Origin of the sequence: Mesorhizobium sp. ANAO-SY3R2, from assembly GCF_042466635.1 — a bacterium.
GTDB lineage: Bacteria > Pseudomonadota > Alphaproteobacteria > Rhizobiales > Rhizobiaceae > Aminobacter.
Genome location: NZ_CP159955.1, coordinates 914431 through 926626, shown reverse-complemented (window position 1 = coordinate 926626; position 12196 = coordinate 914431). Strand labels below are relative to the sequence as shown.

General features: G+C 63.2%; 14 protein-coding genes. 10 read left to right on the top strand and 4 right to left on the bottom strand.

Annotated features, from left to right (window positions below; all coding sequences use genetic code 11):
• Positions 1-23 precede the first annotated feature (23 nt).
• Positions 24-1169 (top strand): PQQ-dependent sugar dehydrogenase, encoded by a 1146-nt coding sequence (locus ABSY17_RS09250; RefSeq protein WP_378949617.1) that lies wholly within the window; start codon positions 24-26, stop codon positions 1167-1169.
• Positions 1170-1289: 120 nt separating this feature from the next.
• On the opposite strand, the gene ABSY17_RS09245 is transcribed toward ABSY17_RS09250, so the two are convergent.
• Together ABSY17_RS09245 and ABSY17_RS09240 are read right to left on the bottom strand one after the other, a co-directional pair.
• Positions 1290-1823 (bottom strand): tetratricopeptide repeat protein, encoded by a 534-nt coding sequence (locus tag ABSY17_RS09245; protein ID WP_378949614.1) that lies wholly within the window; start codon positions 1821-1823, stop codon positions 1290-1292.
• Between the two features lie 62 nt (positions 1824-1885).
• Positions 1886-2236 carry a DMT family protein gene (locus tag ABSY17_RS09240; RefSeq protein WP_378949611.1) on the bottom strand — a complete coding sequence of 117 codons (351 nt, stop codon included), beginning with the start codon at positions 2234-2236 and terminating at the stop codon, positions 1886-1888.
• Positions 2237-2385: 149 nt separating this feature from the next.
• Here ABSY17_RS09240 and ABSY17_RS09235 point away from each other — a divergent pair, with 149 nt between their 5' ends.
• The 5 genes from ABSY17_RS09235 to ABSY17_RS09215 all read left to right on the top strand — a co-directional run bounded on the left by ABSY17_RS09235 (position 2386) and on the right by ABSY17_RS09215 (position 7195).
• On the top strand, positions 2386-2811 hold the full coding sequence (locus tag ABSY17_RS09235) for a DUF3775 domain-containing protein (protein ID WP_378949608.1): 426 nt from the start codon (positions 2386-2388) through the stop codon (positions 2809-2811).
• Positions 2812-3174: 363 nt separating this feature from the next.
• Positions 3175-3759: an extensin family protein gene (locus ABSY17_RS09230; protein WP_378949605.1), complete on the top strand. Its 585-nt coding sequence runs from the start codon at positions 3175-3177 to the stop codon at positions 3757-3759.
• 101 nt (positions 3760-3860) lie between these two features.
• Complete coding sequence (locus ABSY17_RS09225; protein WP_378949602.1) at positions 3861-4883, top strand: extensin family protein; 1023 nt, start codon at positions 3861-3863, stop codon at positions 4881-4883.
• A 104-nt stretch (positions 4884-4987) separates the two neighbouring features.
• The gene (locus tag ABSY17_RS09220) at positions 4988-5695 is read left to right on the top strand and encodes an LssY C-terminal domain-containing protein (RefSeq protein ID WP_378949599.1); all 708 of its coding nucleotides are present in this window, start codon (positions 4988-4990) and stop codon (positions 5693-5695) included.
• A gap of 189 nt (positions 5696-5884) precedes the next feature.
• Positions 5885-7195 carry a hemolysin family protein gene (locus ABSY17_RS09215; protein ID WP_378949596.1) on the top strand — a complete coding sequence of 437 codons (1311 nt, stop codon included), beginning with the start codon at positions 5885-5887 and terminating at the stop codon, positions 7193-7195.
• Positions 7196-7262: 67 nt separating this feature from the next.
• On the opposite strand, the gene ABSY17_RS09210 is transcribed toward ABSY17_RS09215, so the two are convergent.
• Entirely contained in the window at positions 7263-7868 is a 606-nt protein-coding gene (locus ABSY17_RS09210; RefSeq protein WP_378949593.1) for an NADPH-dependent FMN reductase, read from the bottom strand.
• 88 nt (positions 7869-7956) lie between these two features.
• Between ABSY17_RS09210 and ABSY17_RS09205 the strand changes: the two genes are divergently transcribed.
• Both ABSY17_RS09205 and ABSY17_RS09200 read left to right on the top strand, forming a co-directional pair.
• Complete coding sequence (locus ABSY17_RS09205) at positions 7957-8325, top strand: winged helix-turn-helix transcriptional regulator (protein ID WP_378949590.1); 369 nt, start codon at positions 7957-7959, stop codon at positions 8323-8325.
• 11 nt (positions 8326-8336) lie between these two features.
• Positions 8337-8690 carry a hypothetical protein gene (locus tag ABSY17_RS09200; RefSeq protein WP_378949588.1) on the top strand — a complete coding sequence of 118 codons (354 nt, stop codon included), beginning with the start codon at positions 8337-8339 and terminating at the stop codon, positions 8688-8690.
• Between the two features lie 3 nt (positions 8691-8693).
• On the opposite strand, the gene ABSY17_RS09195 is transcribed toward ABSY17_RS09200, so the two are convergent.
• Positions 8694-9086: an acyl-CoA thioesterase gene (locus tag ABSY17_RS09195; RefSeq protein ID WP_378949585.1), complete on the bottom strand. Its 393-nt coding sequence runs from the start codon at positions 9084-9086 to the stop codon at positions 8694-8696.
• 187 nt (positions 9087-9273) lie between these two features.
• Here ABSY17_RS09195 and ABSY17_RS09190 point away from each other — a divergent pair, with 187 nt between their 5' ends.
• Positions 9274-10890, top strand: a complete 1617-nt coding sequence (locus ABSY17_RS09190; RefSeq protein WP_378949582.1) for a GMC family oxidoreductase — start codon at positions 9274-9276, stop codon at positions 10888-10890.
• Positions 10891-10930: 40 nt separating this feature from the next.
• Positions 10931-12145 carry a mandelate racemase/muconate lactonizing enzyme family protein gene (locus ABSY17_RS09185; RefSeq protein ID WP_378949578.1) on the top strand — a complete coding sequence of 405 codons (1215 nt, stop codon included), beginning with the start codon at positions 10931-10933 and terminating at the stop codon, positions 12143-12145.
• Positions 12146-12196 lie beyond the last annotated feature (51 nt).

Below are 12196 nucleotides of genomic sequence, written 5' to 3'. Positions count from 1 at the left end.
GACACGAAACCTGTGCGGTACCGATGAGCTTCAGGACATCCCTCTGTGCGATCGCGCTCGCTTTGGCGCTGACACCGGCAGCGGCCGAGAGCCGCAGCTTCGACACGCAAAAGGTGAAACTGCGCGCCGACATCGTCACCCGCGGCCTGGAGCACCCGTGGGGCCTGGCCTTTCTGCCCGGCGGCGACGCGCTCGTCACCGAGCGGCCGGGCCGGATCCGCATCCTCACCAAGACCGGTCTTTCCGCCCCGGTCAAAGGCGTGCCCAAGGTCGCTGTCGGCGGCGAAGGCGGGTTGCTCGACATTGCCATCGCCCGTGATTTCGAGCGCTCGGGCACGATCTTCTTCAGCTATGCCAAGCCCGCTCGGCGAGGCACCGGTATCGCCGTCGCCCGGGCCCGACTGAACCGCGAAGGGGCAAGCCCTCGCCTCGAAGACGTCAAGGTAATCTTCGAGGTTGCACCGAAGTCGAAAACCAAATGGCATTTCGGCTCGCGCATCGTGGTCAACGACGACGGCACGCTGTTCATCACCACTGGCGACCTTAGCCAGGAAATGCGGGCGCAGGACATGCACGACGCGGCCGGCGCAGTAGTCCGCATCAAGCCGGACGGGTCCATTCCCGCCGACAATCCTTCGCCCGACGGCAAGAAGATGGCACCTGAAATCTGGTCCAAGGGCCATCGCAACATCCAGGGCGCGGTCATCGATCCGGTTATGGGCGGACTGGTCACCGTCGAACACGGCGCCAAGGGCGGCGACGAGGTCAACCACCCAGAAGCCGGCAAGAACTATGGCTGGCCGATCATCTCCTATGGCACCAACTACGATGGCACGAAGATCGGCATAGGCACGGCCGCTCCGGGCTATGAACAGCCGCTCTACTATTGGGATCCCTCGATCGCGCCCTCGGGCCTCGTCAGCTACCAGGGCAATATGTTCCCCGAATGGAAGGGCGACCTGCTCGTTGGTGCCCTGAGCTTCCAATTGGTCAGCCGCCTTCACCGGGACGCCAAGGGCAAGATCCTTGACGAGGAGCGCATGCTCGAGGGCGAGTTCGGCCGCATCCGCGACGTGATCGAGGCTCCCGACGGCGCGGTCTGGTTGCTGACGGACGAGGATGATGGCGCCGTCGTCCGCCTGTCGCGGGGTGATAAGAAGAGCGAATAGCGAATAGCGAGTAGTGAGTAGTGAGTAGTGAGTAGTGAGTAAAAATGGGGAGAGATTTTCCCTATTCCCTACTCCCTATTCCCTATTCCCTATTCCCTATTCGCCATTCGCTACTCCCACCTACCCCCTCAGATAAACCTCTATCTGGTGCTCGAGCATGTCGTATTCACGGCAGCCCTTGCCGCAGCGCCTTTCGATTTCGGACAGTTGCACGCGCGCGGCGGCGACGTCACCGAGCATCAGATGCGCCTCGCCCATATATTCGCGCACCAGCGTGTAGTCGGGATTGTTGCGTAGCGCTTCCTGGTAGTAGCCGAGCCCGACGAGGACCCGGCCGGCCTTGCGGTGTGAGTAGCCGAGATAGTTGAGGATGCGCGGATCGGTCTTGTCGGCAGCGAGGGCCAGAACCTTGATTGCCTCGTCATATTTGCCGTCCATGGCGAGCGCCCGGCCGGCTTCGTAAAGGCTGTCGTCGTCGATCATGCCCGCCTTCGGCGGTTCGCACTTCTTGGTCTTCTTGTTGTAGACGAGGCCGTCGGCGCATTTGGTGTCCTGCGCCGGCGGACTGTCGCTGCCTGCGGCAAGAACCGGCGCCACGAACATCGGCAGCGACACCATCGCGCCGGCCAGAAGCTTCACATATCGGGACTGCATCGCTACCTCCTGAGCTTGCCCACGCAGAGGCTAACGCATCGGAAGTGGTATTTCATCCGCAATTACCCGCGGAAGATGAGAGCCGCCCCGCCTGCGATGAGCATGAACCCCAGCGCGTGGTTCCAGGTGATGCCTTCCTTGAGATAAAAGACCGAAAAGATGACGAAGACACTGAGCGTAATCACCTCCTGCATCGTCTTGAGTTCGGCGGCCGAATAGACCTGGTGGCCGACGCGGTTTGCCGGCACCGCAAGCCAATATTCGAAAAAGGCGATGAGCCAGCTGAAGATCACCGCCGCATAGAGCGGGGCAGCCTTGAATCTCAGATGCCCGTACCAGGCGAAGGTCATGAACACGTTCGACGCGATCAGCATCAGAATGGGGAACACCTTCGGCGAAAGCAGCATTGCCATGAAAAAAACCGTCTTGGAGGGAGGAAGGGGCACTTTTTCCGCCTGCTGCACGAGCGTGTCAATCTTCCCGGGCCGTCTGCCGTAACGAGTTCGTGACCTTGTCCGCAAATGCGCTATCATCGCGTAGGGGGCAGAGCAGGAGCGCTATCGTGCAGCAACGGCCCACAAGAGAGTGGGACCTGACCATCGGTCCGGATACCGTTCGACTCTTCATCCTCAAGGCCAAGGCGATCAGCGCCGGCGTCAACGAGGATTATGAAGACGGTGCCGAGCACGAGATCGAATATGACGGCGGCATCCGCGACAACCATCTTCACGACGGGCTTGCCGAGGAAGAGGAAGAAAACCTCACCGAAAAGGAACTGCGCCAACTCATCAACGACCTCAATGTCGATGAGGCCGCCGAGCTCGTGGCCCTCGCCTGGGTCGGCCGGGGCGACTATGACGCCTCGGAATGGCAGGACGCGGTCGCCGAAGCCAAACAGCGCGGCAACCGCCGCACGGCAAGATACCTGCTCGGCATGCCGATGCTGGGCGACTGGCTGGAGGAAGGCCTCGAGGTGCTCGGTGCCTGAGGTGCCTGTTCCATTGGCCACCGTCGCGTGACAGCTCCGTCACCGAAAGTGATGTCTTGATCCCGCCCGCCAGGCAACCGTCGGCGCGCTGTGCCGTTGACCCCGATGATCAACGGTCGCCGTCACGGATCGCTGGCATTTTTCCTCGTCGTCGCGCTGCAGGTCGACACGGCGTTTTCCCAGGAGTTGGTCCTGCCGGCGCGTGCGCCCGTGCCACAGTTCGCACCTCAGCGCACGGAGACGAAAACCTCGCGCTTGAAGCTCCCCGCCGACCAAGCCTCCATACCGATCCCACAGGCCCGCCCTAACCGATCTGTCGAGGGACCGCCCGACAGGGAGATGTTCGGCCCGCCCGCGCCAAAAATGCTCCCGGACAAGCGCTCCACTGCCAAGCGCCCAGCCATCATGCCGCCAGAGGAAAAAGCCTGCCGCGCGCGCCTGAAAGTGCTCGGCGGCGACTTCGAGGAGGCCTCGCCGCAGGCAAGCGCCGAAGGCTGCGCGCTGCCCTTTCCGATCAGGCTCAAGCGCCTGTCGGCAACGATCGACCTGGAACCCGACGCCGTCATCAATTGCACCGCTGCGGAAGCCACTGTCCGTTTTGCCACAACCGTAATCACGCCGACCGCGAAATCGGCCTTCGGGGAAGAGCTGGCGACAATCGACCAGGCCTCTGCCTATGTCTGCCGTCCGCGCAACGGGACGCGCAAACTGTCCGAGCATGCCTTCGGCAATGCGCTCGACATTGCTCGCTTCACCCTCGCAGGGGGCAGCGCCATCGATGTCGAGCCCGCTCCGCCCGGCAAAAATGCAGAATTCCTTGCCGCCATACGCAAGGCGGCTTGCGGGCCGTTCAAGACAGTGCTCGGTCCCGGCAGCGACGCCGACCATTCCCTGCACCTCCATTTCGATCTCGCGCCGCGCCGCAATGGCGGCACCTTCTGCAAGTGACGCCCCATTTCGGCCGCAGCCGTTAACCGTGCTGTGCTGCTGATCTTTCCTTTACCCTTGCCGGCTAGACTCTGCCCCTTCAGGGGACAGGAGCCTTCCGCATGGCCGCAGATTGCCGCGCCGCCATCGCAGCAGCCAACATCGCACGTCAGGTGTCGCACAAGCGCTTCCTGATCGTTGCCGTGGCACTTGCCGCGGCCGGCCTTGGCGTCAGCGCCTGCACCACCGGCGATGTCTTTACGCTCCAGCCAGCCGTCGATGTCGGCTCGCAGACCGCATCGTTGCAGCGTGTCGAAGTGGCGCCGCAATATGCCCCGATGCCTGTGGCCGTCGCACCCCAACCGGACGCACAGATGATGGTTGCTGCCCCCGAGCCGATCGAACCGACACTGGATGCCCAGGCGCAAAGCTTGGGAACGATAACGCCAGCCTCGCCGCCGCCCGTCCAGACGGCCTCGCTCGTGCCGACGCGTGGCCTGCAGGCGCTCGTGCCCTCCAACCCGCAAATGGTCGCCTACCCAAAACTCGACAACCCGTCGAACCTGCCGCAGACCGCTCCCTTGCGCGTTCCAAGCGCCATGCCGGCCGACGAGCTCGACTGCCGCAAGGACCTGAAGAAGCTCGACGTGCAATATAGCGACCTGCCCCCGATCCAGGACGGAGCCGCCTGCGGCATCGACTATCCCGTCAAGGTCTCGGCCATCGGCTCGGTGCAGATGAAGCCGGCTGCCACGGTGACCTGCGCCATGGCGGCCAGCTTCGCCGCCTGGACCAAGCGCGAACTGGTGCCTGCTGCCCGTATGCGCTACTTCTCCGGCGTCAAGACCATCCATCAGGGCTCGAGCTATTCGTGCCGCAAGATCGCCGGCTCACGGACCCTTTCGGAGCACGGCAAGGGCAACGCGCTCGACATCATGCGCATCGAGCTCAACAGCGGCCGCGACATCGAGGTGGAAAAGCCCGGCCTGTTCGCCTTCCGCACCCGCGGCTTCCTGAACACCGTGCGCGCCGACGGCTGCAACTATTTCAACACGGTGCTCGGCCCCGGCTACAACTACGACCACCGCAACCATTTCCATTTCGACGTCAAGCAGCGCCGCAACGGCTACCGCGCCTGCCGCTGAGGTATGGCGCCCAGCCACGCGGCAATGACGGAAAGACAGCCTTTCGTTGCGAGCTCTCTCGAAACGGGATAAAAATATTCTGCATCTAACGGCGATGGCACCCAATGGCTCGGGGGAGACTGCACAGGCAGGCAGCCTTATGGTTCGCCGCCATCTGCGCGGGTTACCTGTCGCTGGCCTATTTTGCTGCCCCCGAAATCTGGTCCTTTCGGATCCTGCGTGACGGCATCAAGCCTGCCGCTTTCGTGACCACCACCCCGCAGGGCATTCCGGGCGACCCCATCAATATCGGCCTGGTCGGCTCCGAGAAAGATGTGACCAGCGCCTTCGCCGCCGCTGGGTGGGACCGAGCCGACCGGCTTTCGCTGAAATCATCGCTCAAGATCAGCGAAAGCGTCGTACTCGACCGGCCCTACCCGGATGCCCCGGTCAGCACCCTGCTGTTTGAAGGCCGCCCGCAGGATCTCGCCTTCGAAAAACCCGATGGGAACAGCCCCGATGTGCGCCACCACATCCGCCTGTGGCTGACTTTTGCCATTGCTTCCGACGGCCGGCCGACCTGGTACGGGGCGGCGACCTTCGACCGCAGCGTCGGCTTGAGCCACGACACAGGTGCTGTCACCCACCACATCGCCCCCGACGTCGACGCCGAGCGCGATTCGCTGATCCGCGATCTTTCACAAGCCGGCCATGTCATCTCGGCCGAGGCGATTCCCGGCATCGGCCTGACCAGGAACGGGCGCAATGGCGGCGGCGATCCCTATTTCACCGACGGGAAGATACTGGTCGCGCTACTTGCCAAGGCACCTTAGAGCGCCGTGCGTCCGAATGGACGCATAAAGGACGCTCTAAATTGTTGAATCTGCGCATAGCGCTTTCCGAAAATCGATTCCGATTTTCGGGCCGATGCGCTAGCGGCAACGCGAGCCCTCGTGACGACAAAACAGTATTTTCGATGCCGTCTTTTCGAAACGCCAGGCGGAATGCTATGAGCGGTCATTATGCTATACGCTGAAATCGGTATCGTGGTCGTCCTCATCTGTGTGAACGGCCTGTTGGCAATGTCCGAGCTTGCCATTGTTTCTTCACGCCCGGCACGCCTCAAGGCGATGATCGACCGCAACGTCAAGGGGGCTGGGCGTGCTCTCGACCTTGGTGCGGACCCCGGCAAGTTCCTGTCTTCGGTTCAGATCGGAATCACGCTTGTCGGCGTGCTTTCCGGCGCCTTCTCCGGCGCCACGCTCGGCGAACGGCTGAGTTCATTTCTGGTCGAGAACGGCATGAGCGCGGGCGCCGCCAACGCCCTGGGCGTCGGCATCGTCGTCGCCATCATCACCTATGCATCGCTGATCATCGGCGAACTCGTGCCCAAGCAGATTGCGCTCCGCGATCCCGAGGGCGTGGCCGTCCGCGTCGCACCGGCAATGTCGCTGCTGGCCAAGGTCGCGCTGCCCCTGGTGTGGCTGCTCGACATCTCCGGCCGCACCGTGCTGTGGCTGCTCGGCCAGCACGGCGAAAGCCAGGAAAAGGTCACCGACGAGGAAATCAAGATGCTCGTCGCCGAGGCCGAGCATCACGGCACCATCGAATCCGACGAGCGGCGCATGATTGCCGGCGTCATGCGGCTCGGCGACCGTGCCGTGCGCGCCTTGATGACACCGCGCACCGAGGTCGACTGGATCAACCTCCAGGCCGACGATGCGGCGATCCGCAAGCTCTTGATGGAAACCCAACATTCGCGCTTGCCGGCCGGCGAAGGATCGGTCGATGCCATGGTCGGCGTGGTGCAAACCCGCGAACTGCTTGCTTCACTGCTTGCCGGCCGCGCGTTCGATGCGCGCAAGCATGTGCGAACCGCCCCGATCGTCCACGACCAGGCCGACGCGCTCGACGTGCTGGCAACGCTGAAGCAGTCTGACGTGCCAATGGCGCTGGTCCATGACGAGTACGGTCATTTCGAAGGCATCGTCACGCCGGCGGATATCCTCGAGGCCATCACCGGCGTCTTCCGCTCCGATCTGGACGAGGACGAGGACGACACGGCGGTCCAGCGCGAGGACGGCTCCTGGCTGCTCGCCGGCTACATGCAGGCCGACGAGATGTCCGACCTGCTCGGCATCGACCTGCCTGACAGCCGCGACTACGAGACCGTCGCCGGTTACGTGCTGTCGCACATGCACCACCTGCCCGCGACCGGCGAATGCGTCGATGCGCAAGGCTGGCGCTTCGAGGTGGTCGATCTCGATGGCCGCCGCATCGACAAGATCCTGGCAAGCCGCCTGCCCGGCTCCCAGCGCGAACCGGTGCGCTGACAGGAACAAAAAGGGCGGCTCCAGGCCGCCCTTGATTCCCTTGGGAGGAATTTCTCTCAGTCTCTGCTCAGGCGGCCTTGGCCTCTTCGGCGAGCACGTCGGCTTCGCGCGCCACCTTCAGCGCCTTGGCCCACCAGGCGATCTCTTCGATCAGCCCGTTGGCAGCCTGGTTGAGATGTTCGATGTCGGCGAGCTTCTTCTCGCCCTGGCGCACCGCCAGGAAATCGGCCCAGACAATATGGACGGCAGCCTTGGTCGGCGCCATCTGCAGCTCCACGGCATGCATGCGCAGTTGCTCGACGGCGCGGGCGCCACCGACACCACCATAGCCGACGAAACCGGCCGGCTTCTTGTTCCATTCCTTGGCGGCGTAATCGAGCGCATTCTTCAGCACGGCGGTCGGGCCGTGGTTGTATTCAGCTGCGGTGAAGATGAAGCCATCGAACTCAGCCACCTTCTTCTGCCAGCGCTGGGCAACTTCGCTCTGGGAGGGCGCCCAGGCGGAGGAGGCGACTTCGTCGAAGAACGGCAGAGGGAAATCTCTGAGATCGACGACTTCGACCTCGATGCCGGCATGGGACCTTGCGATCTTGGCGATCCATTCCACCGGCGTGTCGGCGAAACGGGTGGCACGCGTCGAGCCGACGACGATGGCAATCTTGGGTTTGGGCATGGCAGGAACCTTTCAAGCGAAGCTGGTATCAAATAGATACCAGCGCTATATAGGTGACTGATTTTTGCCCGCACAAGGAGGCACTTTTTTGATACCGAGGCACCCGCACCGCACCGAGGACTGTCGCGCGGTGAGCGATATCCTGCAGCGGATCGGCGACAAATGGACCGTGCTGGTCGTCGGCAGGCTGGGTGACGGACCGATGCGCTTCAACGAGTTGCGCCACGCCATCGGCGGCATCTCGCAGAAGATGCTGACCACGACGTTGCGCGGGCTCGAGCGCGACGGTTTTGTCACGCGCACCGTCTTCCCGACGATCCCGCCCCGCGTCGACTACGAACTGACCGAGCTTGGCCGCGAGCTTTTGGTTCCGGTCTTTGCACTTGGGGAATGGGCGCGCAGGAATCAGGACCGCGTGGCCGAGGCAAGGATGAAGTTCGACACCGCAGCGGGGTGAAGGAAACCGAAATGAACTTCGGATGGAACGACGTCGCAGAAGCCATACAGCAACTGGTTCGGTCGCAGGAACGTGATTTCTCGCCTGATACGATTAGGAATGCAGAAGACTTCATCATGCATGCGAGAGAGCGCCTGATGCCGCCTGATCATATTGTGCCAGGATACTGGGCGACGTTCGAGCTTGGATGGGACTGCTCACCAGCAATATCGGTGGAGATATTCGACGACCGGTATGAATTCTATCGAATGCGCGAAGGCAAGACCGATATTTTCGAATTCGCCCACCGCCCCGGAGAACCCTTTTCGGGGAATCTGGACGAACTGCTAGCATTAGCCTGCGCGCAAGTCCCGAAAGCAGACTGAAGCTTACTCCGCCGGCACCGGCTTCGGTCGGCCTTGTCCATCCAGCGCCACCATGACGAAGTCGGCGTCGGTCACTTTCTCCATCCATTCCGACAAATAGCGCTGCGCCCAGGCCTCGACCTTGAGCGTCATCGAGGTGCGGCCGACGCGCTCGACATGGGTGTAGATGCACAAAGTGTCGCCGATCTTCATCGGCTTGGCGAAGGCCATTTCCTTGACCGCCGCCGTGACCACGCGGCCCCGGGCGCGTTCGGCCGCACGGATGCCGCAGGCAAGGTCCATCTGCGCCATCACCCAGCCACCGAAGATGTCGCCGGCGGCATTGGCATCCGATGGCATGGCCAAAGTCCGCAGAGTCAGTTCGCCGTGCGGCTTGCCATCAGCATATCGGACCATTGCCAGTTCCTCGGATTCGCTTGATCCCTCACCCGTATCGTCCGAGCTGGCGATGCGTCAACGCGCTTTACCGATCACCAGCAGTCGCATATTTCACAAGCCATGCCGGAACCTCCGGCGACGCGCTCTACAAGCCGGCGCTAGTCTGGCGCGGACCTTCATTCTGACCGGACGGTTAGCCGTTTCCATGCAGACATTCGACTTCATTGTGGTCGGCTCGGGCTCCGCCGGTTCGGTGGTGGCCGAGCGGCTGTCGGCCAGCGGCCGCCATACCGTCCTTGTTCTCGAGGCCGGCGGCAGCGACCGGCGCTTCTTCGTCCAGATGCCGCTCGGCTATGGCAAGACCTTCCATGACCCGGCGGTGAACTGGAACTACTCCACCGAGCCCGACCCCGGCCTTCTCGGCGCCTCCGACCATTGGCCACGCGGCAAGGTGATGGGTGGTTCGAGTTCCATCAACGCCATGGTCTGGATCCGCGGCGCGGCGGAGGATTTCGATGCCTGGCGCGACGCCGGCAATGTCGGCTGGGGCTGGAGCGACGTGCTGCCCGCCTTCAAGGCGATCGAGGAGAACCAGGCCGGTGCGACCGATCTGCGCGGTCGGGGCGGCCCGGTCCATGTCACCGACAACAGCAAGAACATCCACCCGCTCACCCGCCGCTTCCTCGCTGCTGCCCAGCAGGCCGGCATGGTGCTGAATCAGGACTTCAACGGCTCCTCCCAAGAGGGTGCCGGCGTTTATCAAATCACCACCCGGGACGGCCGCCGCATGTCGGCCGCCCGCGCCTTCCTGCGCCCGGCCATGAAACGCGCAAACGTCCGCGTCGAGACGCACGCGCTGGCGACAAAAATCCTGTTCGAAGGCAGCCGCGCTGTCGGCATCGAGTATCTGCAGAACGGTCAGAAGAAATCTGCCAGAGCCGGGAGCGAGGTCATCCTGTGCGGCGGCTCGGTCAACTCGCCGCAACTGCTGCAACTCTCCGGCGTAGGCCCGGCAGGCCTGCTCACGGGGCTCGGCATCCCGATCGTCCACGCCAGCGATCAGGTCGGCCGCAACCTCCAGGACCACCAGGGCATCAACTACACCTGGAAAGCCACGGTGCCGACGCTCAACCAGATCCTTCGCCCCTGGTGGGGCAAGCTTGTGGTCGGCGCGCAATATCTGCTGCTGCGCTCGGGCCCGCTGTCGATGAGCATGAACCAGGGCGGTGGCTTCTTCCGCACCGATGCGGCGCGCACGCGCCCCAACATGCAGCTCTATTTCCAGGTATTCTCGACGGTCCTGCCCAAGCGCGGCGAACGGCCGATCCTGTCGCCCGACCCCTTCCCCGGCTTCTCCATCGGCCTGTCCAACTGCCGGCCGTCGAGCCGTGGCGAGATCATGATCCAATCGGCCGATCCGACCGTCTATCCGCGCATCACCGTCAACGCGTTCTCGACCGAGAGCGATGTCGCCGAAATGCTCGACGCGGTGAAATATCTGCGCAAGCTGGCCGCGATGCCGCCGATTGCGGACATCATTTCGGAAGAGGTTTTGCCAGGCGCGTCAATCACTTCCGACGCGGACTTGATTCAGGATTTCCGCAAGCGCTCGGGCACCGTCTACCATCCGGTGTCGACCTGCCGTATGGGGTCCGACCCGGCGACGTCGGTTGTCGGCCCGCGCCTGCGCGTGCACGGTCTCTCAGGCCTTCGCGTCATCGACGCCTCGATCTTCCCCGACAACATCACCGGCAACACCAACGCCACCTCGATCATGACCGGCTGGAAGGGTGCAGGGATGGTGCTGGAGGACACGCAGTAGTCAACAAGCCGACGGCGGCTTTTCTGGGAGTGGAGAACCGATGAAAATCACCGACGTCAAAACCTTCGTGGTCAACAACCCGCCGCCGCAGACTGGCGGGCGCTACTTCATCTTCGTCAAGCTCACCACCGACGGAGGCGTAGTCGGCTATGGCGAAGCCTACAACGCCACCTTCGGCCCCGACATCACCGCCAGGATGATCGAGGATTGCGCCGCCCGCCACCTCGTCGGCCGCGACCCACACGACATCGAGAGCTTTTTCCGCCGCGCCTACTCGTCCGGGTTCAGCCAGCGTCCCGATATTTCCATGATGGGCTGCGTGTCGGCGCTCGAAATGGCCTGCTGGGACATCATCGGCAAGGAGGCCGGCAAGCCGGTCTACAAGTTGCTCGGCGGGCAGGTTCACGAGGCGCTGCGCTCCTACACCTATCTCTACCCGCGATCGGGAAGCGTCTTTCCGAACGAAACGGAGAGTGCCAAAAACGTCTACAATGACCCCGACCTCGCCGCCGAAACGGCCCTTGCCTATGTCGCCCAGGGTTTCAACGCCGTAAAGCTCGACCCCGCCGGCCCCTACACCGCCTTCGACGGCCACCAGCCGCGGCTGATCGACATCGACCTTTCGGTGCGCATGGTGAAGGCGATCCGCGAGGCGGTGGGCACGTCGGCCGACATATTGTTCGGCACGCACGGCCAGTTCACCGCCTCGGGCGCGCTGCGCATGGCTCGCGCCATCGAGCCCTACGATCCCCTCTGGTTCGAGGAGCCGGTGCCTCCCGACATGCCCGAAGTCATGGCCGAGGTGGCGCGCGGCACCAAGATCCCCATCGCGACAGGCGAACGCCTCACCACCAAGTGGGAATTCGCCCGCGTCATCGAAAATCGTGCCGCCACCATCCTGCAGCCCGATCTCGGCCGTTCGGGAGGCATATTGGAAACCAAGAAGATCGCCGCCATGGCCGAGGCCTACCACATCCAGATAGCACCTCATTGCTATTGCGGGCCGATCGTCGGTGCGGCCAACATCCAACTCGCCGCGACGCTGCCCAATTTCCTGATACTGGAATCAATCAAAACCTGGGACGGCTTCCACGCCGAGCTGTTGAAAAAGCCGCTCGAGTGGCAGGACGGGCGCGTCATCCCCTCGAAGGAGCGCGGCCTCGGCGTCGAGCTCGACGAGGCGGTGTGCGAGGCACATCCGTGGAACGGCGGACCGCTGCACCTCGAAATGACACCGGAGCCGCTATTTCCCTGAGCCAGGCAATTGGCTAACGACAACAGCGGCTTGGATCGCCAAGCTGAATCA